The organism is Kosakonia sp. S57, assembly GCF_016516575.1.
Classification (GTDB): Bacteria; Pseudomonadota; Gammaproteobacteria; order Enterobacterales; family Enterobacteriaceae; genus Kosakonia; species Kosakonia cowanii.
In genome coordinates, this window is the sequence record NZ_JACVUL010000009.1 from 43,385 (window position 1) to 55,849 (window position 12,465).

Genomic DNA, 12,465 nt, shown 5'->3' on the forward strand with positions numbered 1-12,465 from the left:
AATGTCTGACTTTGTTGAAAGCATGATGGATTTGCTTAAAAAGGGCGGCCAGAAAGATGGCTCCGCGACGGCGAAAGCCAACCTGCAGCAGACCTGGGATTATCCTTCCCTGACGGCGGCCCTGCCGTGGCGTTATTACGATGACGCTAACGACATGTTTATCAATGCCGGCTCAGCGGGTTTTATCGTTGAAGCGGCTCCTCTGCCGGGCGCGAACGAGCAGGTGGTGGCCGCGCTGGATGACATGCTGCGCAAGAAGCTGCCACGCAAAACCCCGGTGACCGTCATCATGGTCGCCAGCAAGTGTGTCGGGGAGCGTATCTCGCGCGGCGTCAGCGCAGACATGTGGAAAGGCCCGATGGCCGCACATCTCAACCGCATTACCCGCGCGTTCTGGGAAAAATCAGCGGTGGAGGGACTGGCCAATGAACGGGAGTATCCGCTTTACCTGCGAAATTACCGGTTATTTATTGTGTACGGCCGTAAGGCTCGTCACTTCACCCCGAAAATAACGGATGAACTCAAGCAGATCCGCAATACCATCCGCGTGTCACTGAACGCCGCGCGTATCGACTCAATGAACACCACAGCAAACGACTTCCTCTCGCTCATGCGCGAGCTTGTTAACTACCGTTCAGAACAGGTCATGCCGGCCGGTGAGGAGTGGAATACCGAGGAGGAAATGAACCGTCAGGTGGTCGATCAGGGTATCGATATCAAGGTTCGCCCGTCACATATCAGCCTGGCGCTGCCGGACACCATCATTGAAAAGCAGATGCGGGATAACGCCGGTAACGCAACGGAAGTCCGGCAGACCCGCGTGGCGGCCTCATCGTGTCGCGTGGTGAACATGCAGCTAACCAAAAACCCGACGCGGTTTGCGCTCTGGCAGGGCGCTGACAACCTTCAGAACCTGCGCTTTCCTGACCTCGGCATCCCCTGTCCCTTCATGCTGACCTGGACCATCGAGCTGGAAGAGCAGACCCGGAGCCAGGGTGAGGCGCTGCGCAAGAACATGGATCTCGGCAAGAAAGCCAGCTCGGCCTACGCCATGCTTTTTCCGGGGGTAAAAAAACAGGCGGAAGAGTGGCGGAAAATGCAGATGGAGCTGGGCACCAATGAGGTGTCCCTGTGCCGGTATTATTTCAACCTCACCCTGTTCACGCCGGATAATGACGCGGATGCGCTGTCCTGCGAGCTGGCCGCCGTTAACGTCTTCCGTAAAAACGAGCTGGAGCTGACCACTATCCAGTATCAGCAGATGCGTAACTGGCTGGCCTCCATGCCGTTCATGATGCAGGAAGGGATGTGGGAAGACCTGAAAGCCACCGGCGCCACACTGCGCGCCAAGAGCTGGAATGCCGTCAACCTGATGCCGGTGGTGGGTGAACGTCACCTGTCACGGCGCGGCATGCCGCTGCCGACCTACCGCAACCAGACTGCTTTCTTCGACATGTTTGATGAGGCGAACGGCAGCACCAACTCGAATATTGCGGTGACAGGCACGTCCGGGGCGGGAAAATCGTTTCTCGTTCAGGGGGTACTGCGTGATGTCCTGAATTCTGGCGGATTTGGCTGGGTCATCGACATGGGCGACAGCTACAAAAACTACTGTAAGCAGGCCGGGGGCGTCTACCTCGACGGGGCCGAACTGCGCTTTAACCCGTTTGCCAACATCCGTGATATCCGGGTTTCAGCAGAGGGGATTGTACGGCTTCTTGCCGTACTGGCCAGCCCGACAGAGGCGCTGGACGGCGTCTGTGAAGCCATCCTGCAGAAAGCCGTGACCGAGGCATGGGAGAGTAAAGGGAACAGGGCGCGCATCGATGACGTCCATGCCTATCTCACCAGCCCGGAGGTCAACAACGCGTTTCAGGAACGACCAACGATTGTGGCCCGTCTTGCCGAGCTGGCACTGTTACTGGAAGCCTACTGCAGCTGGGGTTCATACGGGGAATACTTCAACGCAGAGAAGCCGACGCTCGACGAAGATACGCGCTTCGCGGTGCTGGAGATGCTCAGTCTGGAAAATAAACCGAAGCTGCTCAGTGCTGTCCTGTTCTCGCTCATTCTGGCGATTCAGGAAAAGATGTATCACAGCCCACGTAACATCAAAAAAGTGGCCATCATCGATGAGGCCTGGCGACTGCTCGGTGGCTCTAACCCGCACGCTGCCGCCTTTATTGAGACCGGCTACCGTACCGTGCGGCGTCACAGGGGCGCATTCATCACCATCACCCAGGGTATCAAGGACTTTACCGCCAGTAAGCAGGCCGAAGCGGCCTGGAACAACAGCGCAACCAAAATCACCCTCCTGCAGGATGCAAAGGCCTTCAAACAGTATCTGGCGGAATATCCCGATCAGTTCACTGAAATAGAAAAAGAGGTCATCAAGTACTTCCAGCCCGCCATCGACACCGGCTACAGCTCGCTGTTGATCACGATCGGCGAGCGCAGTTCGTTTCATCGCCTGTTTGTCGACCCGGTCACGCGCGCCATGTTCAGTTCGCGCGGCGAGGACTTCGCGTTCATGCAGGAAGAGCAGAAAAAAGGGGCCAGTTCCGAAGAGGCAGCATACCGGCTGGCAGGCATCAAATATGGTCAGGAACTGGCGGAGCTTGAGGAATGGGCGAAAAAAGCTTGAGTGATAACAAACCTTATGACGCGGAGGTGGTGCGTGACGGTGTGACGCTGGCGGGCAGTATGGCGTCGCGCTGGCCGAAGCTTCTGGCGTGCGGTGCGGGCGCGCTGCTGATTGTGACCGGCATTGCCTGGGGCATGGCCAGACTGGTAACTCCGCAGGTGGTGACGTTCGACATGAAGGGCACGATGGACATCTTCATCCAGCAGTCTGCGCAGCAGAAACTCGATGAGGCGAGGGCGAAAGCCCTGGTCAGTCGTTTCAACCAGGCCATGATCGACAGCCTGGCCGCATGGCAGCAGAAGCATAACGCTGTGATTCTGGTGCAGCCGGCCGTGGTGAGTGTGCAGCCTGACATCACCCCCGCAATCCGCAACGATATCGCGGCGCGGATGCAGTCTCCTGGCGGGGAGGTGAAATGAATCTGACCCGCTGTCTGGCCGTGATGCTCCTGGCGGGCATCACGGCAGGTGCCGGGGCAAAAGACCTCGGCACCTGGGGGAATGTGTTTGAGCCGCAGGAGCAGGACATGCTGGTTTTTATCCAGAAGCGCCTGCAGTCGATGGAGCAGAGCGGTGAGCTGAACCAGCTGCGCAACGAGGCGGTTGAGCGCGTTAAGCGTAACGCCGTCAGGCCGCCGCCCGTTGCCGGCCTGACGCCTGCCGAAAAGTACCGCACCTTCAGTTATGACCCCACCTTCACCGTCAACGAAACCATCACCGATATGCAGGGCAATATCATTGCCCGCAAGGGCGATCAGGTGAATCCGCTTGACCGGGTGCCTTACAGCCAGACGCTCTACTTTCTCGACGGCGACAACCGCGACCAGGTGGCCTGGATGAAGCAGCAGCTGGCCGGCGCGACGGATTTCAAAATCATCCTGGTGAAGGGAAACATCAAAGAAACCAGCGATGCCCTGAACGAGCGCATCTACTTCGATCAGGCCGGCGTCCTGACAACGAAATTCGGTTTTGAGCACACCCCGGCGCGTATCACGCGTGACGGGCGGGTACTGAAAATTGAAGAAATACCTTTACCGGAGGTGAGTCAATGAATGGCACTTATTTTCTTATAGCTTACACCGTGTTGTTGACACCGCTGCAGGTATGGCTCATTGCCCGTATGGTCAGGGAAGAGGACCGTCGGCTGTCGATATGTGCCTCAGTGATTACGTTTCTTATCCAGTGTGTTGTTATTGCGATTCTCTGGAAAGACATCACAGCAAAACCCGTTCTCTTTATGTTGTCGTATATGTTTTGTCAGACGCAGGTCATTTTCCAGATGAATACAGTGAGGGGATGGGGACCAAAAGATGTGTCCAGGCGTCCGCAACCTGCACTGTTCTCAGTCGTTAAGAATTCTCTGGTGTACGTCGTACCCTGGTGGCTTATGACCGGTTTAATGTTCAGGCAGCTACCCTGGTAACCAAAAATCCAGCGCTCTTGTAAGCCCTCTTTTATTTCTGCCCGTGGTGACAACATGAATGTAACTCACTCGAACAGCAGTACCGGTCCGGTACCTGCTAAGCCGCTGCGTGTCAGCGGCAATCAACTGAAAGAAATCTATCCTGAACTTGATGGCTGGGCCAGTCATCTCGTGACCAAAGCCTTTGTGGGCTGGCAGCGCGCCACCGGCGTGATCGTCAAGGAGGCAGAGAAGCGCGATGAGCGGTTCACGGACTTTCTGATCAACGCCTTTCTCGATAAACAGCGGGAGAGCCGCGCATGAAACCCATACTCATTGCCTTACTGTTCCTGCTGATGTTGGGTGTGGGGTTACCCGCGAGCGGAGTCCAGGTCTTTAACCGTTGGGCGCTGCTTATGCTTGCCTGCCTGTTCCTGTTGCTGGGCATAATGATTTACATGAGTCGCCAGCGCTCAGGAAAAGAAAAGGCCTGGCGCTATGGCACCCCTGTTGAAGCGTCGAAAAACGAGACGCTGACCGATCTCAGCACGGCCATTTATCTCTGGCAGGAAGGCGGCCTCAGTTCGATGCTCCGGATGCTGGAAAGTCTGGAGCGCGCGCTTGATGACGCCGGTTATGCACTGACGAGGGAGACCGGGCAGCTGCCCGGAACGCTGTCGATGCAATCCATGCCATCCGCTGACCGGCAGCAGATTGCCGCCGCCCTTGTCCGTGACCGGGAGCAATACTGGGCACCGGCGCAGACGGAGGAGATGGTGACGGACATTGTCCGGCAGAGCCAGAAAACCGGCTACGGCGAGAGAATGCTGGAAGAGCTGCTCGAAAACCTTCGCAAGCGTGGCTGGCGCTTACAGCGGGCTGCGACACCGGAAAAACCCACGACGCCGATGTTCTGGCAGCTGATGTTGGACGTGGAGGCCGATGAAGGCGTGCCGTATGCCAGTATCTCCCGGGCGCTGGGCCGTATCGGCAGCACCTGGCGGGAAGACCGCTCACTCTTTTCGGTGGAAGCACAGACGGTCACCGGCGGGTTTGAGCACAGTGGTATCGCCGGCAATGACGCCTCACCCGTCCGGTGGTCCGCCACTACCCGTCTCTGTAACGACGGCGCGGGCTTCTTTCCGCAGACCGGCATGATGGTGTTGCCCCCGGCGTTACTCGAGATAAAGGACGCTGCGCCAGCTCCGGGGCGTTTTGTTGCCCGGATCATCGTCCAGGGGACGGCTCAGGATGACCGGGGCACTATGGCCAACCTGCTGCAGAAGGCGATTTTTAAAATGAACTGCGGGAGCGCGGAGGACGTTGAAGTTAACGGTGATGCGGGTTACGGATTCACGGCGCACGTTCCTGAAACCATGTACAAAACAGCCTGAAAAGGTGGACCCATGCTTAAAGACCCTGAACGGAGCGGGGCACACAGATTGATCATCTCTTCCGTCAGACATAACGCGGATTCCGATGCCTGTCTGAAAGAGATCCTCGGCGAAAACCCGCTCTACAAAACCTCTGTAGTCATCCGCGCCGCCATTCTGGGGCTGCGCCGGATGGACAAAACCGCGCGTGAGCAGCTGATTATCGAAGCCGCGCCAAACGACTGATTTCCCCTTTTATCCGCCCTCCCGCCGTCCGGTGGCCGTGGCATACCCCGCTGAGGCATAACATGAACCTTCCTGAATCTGTCGGGCCGGTGCCGGTTGTCCGCACACCTGACGGCTACTGGTGCCACCCCGCACTGACTGCATTTTACCGTGACCGGGACTGCGTCCCGCAGGCTGAATATGACCACTGGCTGGTCAGCAATGGCCTGGAGGACACCCTGGTCTGTCTGGATGCCGATGATGACACGCCGGCGGCGCAGGCATATGCACGCAACGCCGATATTTCATACTGGACGCCGCCCGTACCTGCAGGTGAGGGCTGGTTTACCGGCGCGATATTCGACGACGAGGATTACGGTCCCGCCTGTATCTGGCTGCGCCGCCGGGAGGTGCCATGCGACGCAGGCTGAGGGCGGTCTTCTTTCTGCTCGGTATTGTCCTTACCGGCACGGCACTGCCCGTGTCATCCGCCAGTAATGCCGAGGAAGGACGCTGGGTGAACCCCATCACGGACGTGTGCTGGAAGTGTCTGTTTCCCATGACGCTCGGCAACATAAAACTGGCCTCCGGGCCACAGCCTGACACCAGTAACCCGTCCAGTCCGCTGCAGATATGCCCGGTCGGGGTGCTGTACCGCGTCGGGCTGGCCATTGGTTTCTGGGAGCCGATGGCCATGACGGACGTGACCCGCGAGCCGGGCGTGATGGTCAATATGGGCGGATTTAAAATCGATCTGGGGCGTACCGGGACCGGAACGGCCGGACAGAGCGACAGACCCGCTGCCGGCGCGTTCTACCATGTTCACTGGTACAAATACCCGCTGATATGGTGGCTGAATATCATCACCAGTATCGGCTGCCTGCAGACCGGGGACATGGATATCGCCTACCTCTCCGAGGTCGATCCCCTCTGGAATGACAGTACGCTCTCGATGCTGATTAACCCGGAGGCCGCGCTCTTCGGCAACCTGGTGGCTCAGGCCGCCTGTTCGGCAGATGCCGCTGCCGCATCCGCCGGCCTGCCGCTGTCGCCGCTGTTCTGGTGCGCCGGGGCGCAGGGGTCGATGTATCCCCTGACCGGGTATACCACCGGGGAGTTTTCACCGCTGGAGACGTCAGTTCTGGTGACCGAGCGCATGGCGTTCAAAATGCACCGGGAAGGGCTGGTCTGGAACTCGATCGGTGCCAACAACGCCGTCTGTAACCAGTACCCGTCCCCCATTATTCCCAAAGAGCGCTGGCGCTATCAGATGGTGAACATGCTGCCGGAGGCGTCAAACTGCCACCCGTTCGGGGCCAGTACGCAGCTCTGGGGCACGTCCCACAACGCCCCGTCGTCGAAGAAAAACTTCGGGTATCTCCTCTGGCGTAAACGTAACTGCGTCTTTCTCTGAGGTCTTCCATGAAAAATACTCTTTTCCGGGCGCTGCTTGCCGGCAGCCTGGTGCTCTGCCATTGCGCCGCAGCCAGTGAGCAGGCTGACGTTTCCGCCCGTGACCGGGCGTGGATGAAACAGCAGCAGGATAACTTACAGGCATTCAAGGACACGCTGTCCGGGCAGACGATGACGCTGCCGGCGCAGCAGCAGGACCTGATGTCGCGTCTTCAGCAGGGGATCGCAGCAGAACATCCTGACGGTGAGAAAAAGACCTTTCCGGCCATTTACTTTGTCAGCCTGGGGCTGCCGCGTGAAGGCCTGGTGCCGATGCTGAAGGATGCTCACCGCCTGAACATCCCGGCCACCCTGCGCGGGCTTCGCAACAATGATTTCCGCCAGACCGCGGCGGCCATGTTTGAGCTGGCAAAAGAGGACAAGGACATCGGCGTCCAGATAGATCCGACGCTGTACAGCGACTATCACATCACCGCTGTACCCGCACTGGTTGTCACCTGTCCGGGCCATTACGACGTCATTCGCGGCAGTCTCCCGCTGCAGCAGGCACTGGAGAAGGTGGCATCTGACGGTGACTGTGCCGCCACGGCACGCCAGCTGCTGGAGGCCGCCCGATGAAACCGGTCATTTTTCTTCTGGCACTGCTTGCCAGTGGTCTGGTCCGTGCGGATGCGAATCAGGATGCATGGAGTGCCGGGGCCGGCTTTGGTAAGGGACAGGCCTCACAGGGCACCTCGTCCCTGAAAAACCCCGGCACGGTGCAGGGCAGTATTCCGGGGTATACCGCCAGCCCGCCCGAAACGGGCTACTACGGCGGCGTGTCCGGCGGCGACGGTGGCCTGAACAGTAAAGGCCAGCAGGCGCTGCAGAACAGCGGGGCCGGGCAGGCCGTCATCGATGCCGGCACGAAAAACCCGCTGCCGGTGATTGACCCGAAAGCCCCCTTCATCACCGCCGGCAAGAACGCGGAAGGCGCTGCTGACAATATCGTCAACGGCACCGGTAATCCGCAGCAGTGTCAGCCGGGCACGGTCACCAAATCCGTGTTCGACAAATACACCTGCGAGCGGGATGTGTGGGTGAACCAGAGCTGTAAACGCAGCGCGACCGTTGAGGTGGATGGCAGCGGCACCACCTGGGAAACACAGACGGTGGAGTATGAAATGAGTCAGCAGCCGGTGCAGGAGATCAACGGCATGAATATCGTCACCATTGTGCCGACCGTCACCGGCGAGATTGTCCGCGCCACATACACCTGGTCAGACCGGTTAGGGAACAAGCCGCGCTTTTACATGAACATCTCTGTCCTGGGGGCGGAAATCCCCTGGCACAACAAGGGCAGCGCGCAGGATGTGGCGTTCACCCCGGTTCCCGCCACGCTGACGGCCGGCGTGGCGTTCACCTCAAAACATCAGCACAGTATTCACTCCGGATCAGGCAGCCAGACCTTCAAGAACCGGCATGTGCAGCTGAAAATCTCCCTGGTCATCCGGGTGAAAAAAACCAGCAGCGTACCGAAAGTGGTCTGGCGTGAAACCTGCGGCTTCGACAGGAACGGTGCCGTCCCGGTTTCCAGCGTCTGCACCGTGCCCGGCGGTAACCGCCCCGTGGTAATCGACGGCGAGACGCAGCAGGTTTACAGCGACTGCTGGGAGTATGAAGACCAGTACCTGCAGAAAACCGGCTCGAACGGCACCTGCGCTTCGCTGATGAATAACCCCGCCTGCACCGTTACCGGAACGCAGTGCCAGACCGGCACCGGCGCGTACTGTGAGCATGAGGTGGTGAACTACGAGTGCCAGCGCAACTTCTCCTCCACCGGGCTTATCTGCGGCGGGACGTACTTCTGTAAGTCCGGGAACTGCAGTGACACCGATGGCGCGGGTGACAGCGGGTTTGATACCGCCGTGGCCAAACTGGCCGGTCTCGCCTCGGCCGCCGCCGATGTGAAGGACGATCAGATAAATGTCAAAGCCTTCACCGGTAAGGCGATGAGCTGTCGTAAGGCGTTTGCGGGCTTCTCCAACTGCTGCAAGGACAGCGGCTGGGGGCAGGATGCGGGGCTGTCCGCCTGTAATGACGATGAGCTGGCGCTGGGGAAAGCAAAAGCGAAGAAAATCACCGTCAGCGTGGGCGAACGCTGTGACCATGAAGTGCTCGGGCAGTGCGTGCAGAAAAGCAAAGTGTACTGCGTGTTTGACGGCAAGCTGGCGCGCATCATCCAGGAGCAGGGACGACGCGATCAGCTGGGTGTCGGTTTCGGCAGCGGCAGCAGCCCCGACTGCGGCGGCATCACCGTTCCCCAGCTGCAGGGCATCGATTTTGACCGGATCAACTTCGCTGACTTCTACGAGTACCTGATGGCTAACCAGAAAGTCCCCAGTTCGTCGGTGATGGTGCAGCAGGTGAAAGACCGCATCGCCGCGCAGGTGAAACAGACAGGAGGCACAAAATGATGCGCCGCTGTATTTCCCTGTTGCTGATGCTGATGGTACTCCCGGCATTCGCTGAGGAGATTGTCACGCCGGCAACGCCGTTCACGGGATGGTCCTGGTACAACGAGCCGAAAAAAGCCCCCGCGTCGCCGCCGGTTCAGCCTCAGCCCCAGAAGCCGCGCGTGCCGGACCTGAGCAAAATGACGGCGCAGGAGCAGGCGAAGGTGCTGCGTCAGTACACGATGGAGGCGCTTAACCGCGCCATCCTGTACCCGACGCGGGAGAACACGGCCACGTACCTCAAGTGGCAGAAGTTCTGGACCGACCGCAGCAGCATGTTCAGCCAGTCGTTTGCCGCCGCGCAGCTGACGCACCCGGAGCTGGACTACAACCTGGAGTTCCCGCACTACAACAGCATGGCACCGCTGGTACAGTCCCGCGATCAGGCGCAGCGTCAGGAGGCGATTGCGAAGATGGGGCAGCAGTACGGGCTCTTTTACTTCTACCAGGGCAGTGACCCGATCGATGCGCAGATGGCCGGTGTGGTGGCCGATTTTGCGAAGATTAACCATCTGTCCCTCATTCCGGTCTCGGTTGACGGGCAGGTGGCACCGTCGCTTCCGGACAGTCGCCCGGACAACGGGCAGATACAGGCCATGCGTATCACGCACTTCCCGGCACTGTTTCTGGTTGACCCGCGCAGCCGCAACTTCCAGCCGCTGGTCTACGGCTTCATGACCCAGGATGACCTGGCGAAGCGCTTCCTGAATGTCTCCACCGGCTTTAAACCCAACTTCTGAGGAGTCTCCCGTGAATAAAATCCGGATCGCCGGAAATATTTTGTCGGGGCTTCAGGCGGTGTTTTTCTGCTTTATCACTGCCCCCGGCATCTTACTGCTGGCACTGGTGCTGTCCGTTCCGTCGCCGTCGGCGTTTTTCGTCAGCGCGGCGAGAACGTTCAGCGAGACAGTGCCCGTGACACCCGCACACCCTGTCAGCCATGACTGCGCGGTGGTGCCGCTGGACGACCCGTGGCCGCGACCGTGTCTGCAGCCCGCCACGCCTGAGTCAGATTTCATCCTGAAGGGCGATCGGTTCCTGGTGAAATTTTACCTGCTTATCGCGCTACTGAATTTTCCCGTGTGGTGCCTGTTAAACATGCCTTCATCTGTTAACCGGCGTGAAGGTCACTGACCCTTTCTTCTGAGGATTACCCATGAGTACATACCGTGCTGCCCGGAGCCTGCGCGCCTGCTGGCGTGCTGCCTGGTTCAGTTTAGTCACCGCGCCGTCACTGGTTCTGTTCCTCCTTTTTATGCTGCTTACGTTCAATAACTCTGTTACCGGTACGTTTCTGGATGCCGCCCGCGATCTGGTCGTGGACGCCCCGCCCGGAAAAATATGGGGTTGTGCACCGCCCCTCAGCACGCCCGTTGAAAAGGTTATGCCACAGGGGAACGGTATCGCTGCAGCGCCGCCGGACGTCAGGTGTGAGCGCGCGGCCGTTGATGCCATTGCTTGGCAGAAAAATGTGGATCGTCTGATACGCATTTTGGGCAGTAAGCCTGGCGTTCCGGAGGCCGCTGAGTGGGCAGGCCGGAAGGTGAAATCATTGCGTAAGACTTTGCAGGAGAAGGAATAGCACCATGAAACCATTGTCCCTCTGAGATTCAACTTTCAGCTGACACCGCCCTGCATGCACTGAGTGCCGGTCGGTGTGCTGTCTGTTTCTCCTGTTCAACACTCATTTCGTTACCTGCTAAACGAGGCATTTCATGAAACTTCCTCAATGGTTTTCCTGGATACTGGAAAACTCGCTCCTGTTTTTCTTCTTTTTGCCTGCCGGACTGATGCTCAGTATCTGGCTGTCTGAATACGTTTCATATGCACTGACCGATACCGCCACTCTCTGGCAAGTGCGTGATGCCTACGCTGAGATGTGCCCTGTCAGCCATTCGGGGTGTCTTGCTCCAGAAGTGGTCGTGCCCGTCACCGTGTCAGAAAATATCAGTGCCGTCCTCATTACAGTGAAAAAACAACGCCTGTGGGTGCCGTTATGCGTCATCGAAGCACTGCTGCTTGCCGGCGGCCTCATTCATCTTCTGATGGCAAAGAAGAATAAAAAAACGGCAGAGGTGAAATGATGAAAGCGTTCTCCCTGTCTGAGATTGTCGTCATTTTCTTTGCCGGCATCATGTTCAAGTGCCTCAGCGATATCACCGGGGCATACCCCTGGCTTACCCAGTTAATGTGCCTGTGGGGAGGCTATCTCCTGATGGCGCTCTCTGCGCTGCTTCTGGCCGGTAACAGGTGGTGGCACTGGCGACACCGCCATGATGTTATCCCGGAGGTGCAGGATGAAAAGTAATGCCCTGACCGCGCTTTTACTGCTGTTTCCCCTGCTGGCCAGCGCCGGTGCGCGGGATGAAATTGCTGCCCTCGATGCGGCAAAAATCACACAGCAGCAACCCGCGACAGAGACGCCGGTAAAACCGGCCGACCCGCAGAGCCTGATGCAGCTGCCTGACGGCCGCCGCGTCAACATGGCGGATTACGCGGTGGTCGTCTTCATGCAGGCACACTGCCAGTACAGCGCGAAGTTTGACCCTGACCTGAAGAGCTGGGCCGACCAGCACAATATCCGGGTGTATCCCTACACGCTGGATGGCGGCGGCGATGCTGCGTTTCCGGTGCCGCTGATTCCTCGCAAAAGCGATCCGGTTCTGCCCCTGGCGGATGAAATCATGACGTTCTTTGGCAACGGGCTGCCCATTGCCACACCGACTGCGTTCATGGTTAACGTCCACACCCTGCGGGCCTACCCGCTGACGCAGGGGGTGATGGATATCGGCACGCTGGAAAGCCGCTACGCCAGCCTGATTCAGGCTGATATGGACCAGATTGATCCACAGTCACTTCCCCCGCTGCCGGCAAACGCGCAGGTAACGCCTCAGTAATACACACGGAAAACAGA

At 58.7% G+C, this 12,465-nt stretch carries 16 protein-coding genes; all 16 read left to right on the forward strand.

Annotation, left to right across the window (positions count from 1 at the left end; all coding sequences use genetic code 11):
• The first annotated feature begins 1 nt into the window (after position 1).
• The 16 genes from traC to trbB all read left to right on the forward strand — a co-directional run bounded on the left by traC (position 2) and on the right by trbB (position 12,448).
• Entirely contained in the window at positions 2–2,644 is a 2,643-nt protein-coding gene (gene traC, locus IAE48_RS10675; protein ID WP_200134316.1) for a type IV secretion system protein TraC, read from the forward strand.
• Positions 2,641–3,063: a type-F conjugative transfer system protein TrbI gene (gene trbI, locus IAE48_RS10680; protein WP_370569008.1), complete on the forward strand. Its 423-nt coding sequence runs from the start codon at positions 2,641–2,643 to the stop codon at positions 3,061–3,063. Before traC ends, trbI begins: the two co-directional genes overlap by 4 nt.
• Positions 3,060–3,695 carry a type-F conjugative transfer system protein TraW gene (gene traW / locus IAE48_RS10685; RefSeq protein WP_200134318.1) on the forward strand — a complete coding sequence of 212 codons (636 nt, stop codon included), beginning with the start codon at positions 3,060–3,062 and terminating at the stop codon, positions 3,693–3,695. The genes trbI and traW overlap by 4 nt, the downstream gene beginning before the upstream one ends.
• 425 nt (positions 3,696–4,120) lie before the next feature.
• Positions 4,121–4,369: a hypothetical protein gene (locus IAE48_RS10690; RefSeq protein WP_094419030.1), complete on the forward strand. Its 249-nt coding sequence runs from the start codon at positions 4,121–4,123 to the stop codon at positions 4,367–4,369.
• On the forward strand, positions 4,366–5,439 hold the full coding sequence (locus tag IAE48_RS10695) for a hypothetical protein (protein ID WP_200134319.1): 1,074 nt from the start codon (positions 4,366–4,368) through the stop codon (positions 5,437–5,439). Before IAE48_RS10690 ends, IAE48_RS10695 begins: the two co-directional genes overlap by 4 nt.
• Before the next feature lie 12 nt (positions 5,440–5,451).
• Positions 5,452–5,664 carry a hypothetical protein gene (locus IAE48_RS10700; protein ID WP_200134320.1) on the forward strand — a complete coding sequence of 71 codons (213 nt, stop codon included), beginning with the start codon at positions 5,452–5,454 and terminating at the stop codon, positions 5,662–5,664.
• Between the two features lie 62 nt (positions 5,665–5,726).
• Positions 5,727–6,074, forward strand: coding sequence for a hypothetical protein (locus IAE48_RS10705; protein ID WP_200134321.1), 348 nt, complete (start codon positions 5,727–5,729; stop codon positions 6,072–6,074).
• A complete protein-coding gene (traU, locus tag IAE48_RS10710) occupies positions 6,059–7,057 on the forward strand; it encodes a conjugal transfer pilus assembly protein TraU (protein ID WP_200134322.1) in 999 nt (332 codons plus the stop codon). The genes IAE48_RS10705 and traU overlap by 16 nt, the downstream gene beginning before the upstream one ends.
• 8 nt (positions 7,058–7,065) lie before the next feature.
• Positions 7,066–7,674, forward strand: a complete 609-nt coding sequence (trbC, locus tag IAE48_RS10715; protein ID WP_200134323.1) for a type-F conjugative transfer system pilin assembly protein TrbC — start codon at positions 7,066–7,068, stop codon at positions 7,672–7,674.
• Entirely contained in the window at positions 7,671–9,512 is a 1,842-nt protein-coding gene (traN, locus tag IAE48_RS10720) for a type-F conjugative transfer system mating-pair stabilization protein TraN (protein ID WP_200134324.1), read from the forward strand. The genes trbC and traN overlap by 4 nt, the downstream gene beginning before the upstream one ends.
• Positions 9,509–10,291, forward strand: coding sequence for a type-F conjugative transfer system pilin assembly protein TraF (traF, locus tag IAE48_RS10725; RefSeq protein ID WP_200134325.1), 783 nt, complete (start codon positions 9,509–9,511; stop codon positions 10,289–10,291). The genes traN and traF overlap by 4 nt, the downstream gene beginning before the upstream one ends.
• Before the next feature lie 10 nt (positions 10,292–10,301).
• Positions 10,302–10,685 (forward strand): hypothetical protein, encoded by a 384-nt coding sequence (locus IAE48_RS10730; protein WP_200134326.1) that lies wholly within the window; start codon positions 10,302–10,304, stop codon positions 10,683–10,685.
• 22 nt (positions 10,686–10,707) lie between these two features.
• Entirely contained in the window at positions 10,708–11,133 is a 426-nt protein-coding gene (locus IAE48_RS10735) for a hypothetical protein (RefSeq protein ID WP_200134327.1), read from the forward strand.
• Between the two features lie 133 nt (positions 11,134–11,266).
• The gene (locus tag IAE48_RS10740; RefSeq protein ID WP_200134328.1) at positions 11,267–11,635 is read left to right on the forward strand and encodes a hypothetical protein; all 369 of its coding nucleotides are present in this window, start codon (positions 11,267–11,269) and stop codon (positions 11,633–11,635) included.
• Positions 11,632–11,859, forward strand: a complete 228-nt coding sequence (locus IAE48_RS10745; protein ID WP_233631545.1) for a hypothetical protein — start codon at positions 11,632–11,634, stop codon at positions 11,857–11,859. The genes IAE48_RS10740 and IAE48_RS10745 overlap by 4 nt, the downstream gene beginning before the upstream one ends.
• On the forward strand, positions 11,849–12,448 hold the full coding sequence (gene trbB / locus IAE48_RS10750) for an F-type conjugal transfer protein TrbB (protein WP_200134329.1): 600 nt from the start codon (positions 11,849–11,851) through the stop codon (positions 12,446–12,448). The genes IAE48_RS10745 and trbB overlap by 11 nt, the downstream gene beginning before the upstream one ends.
• Positions 12,449–12,465: the final 17 nt, after the last annotated feature.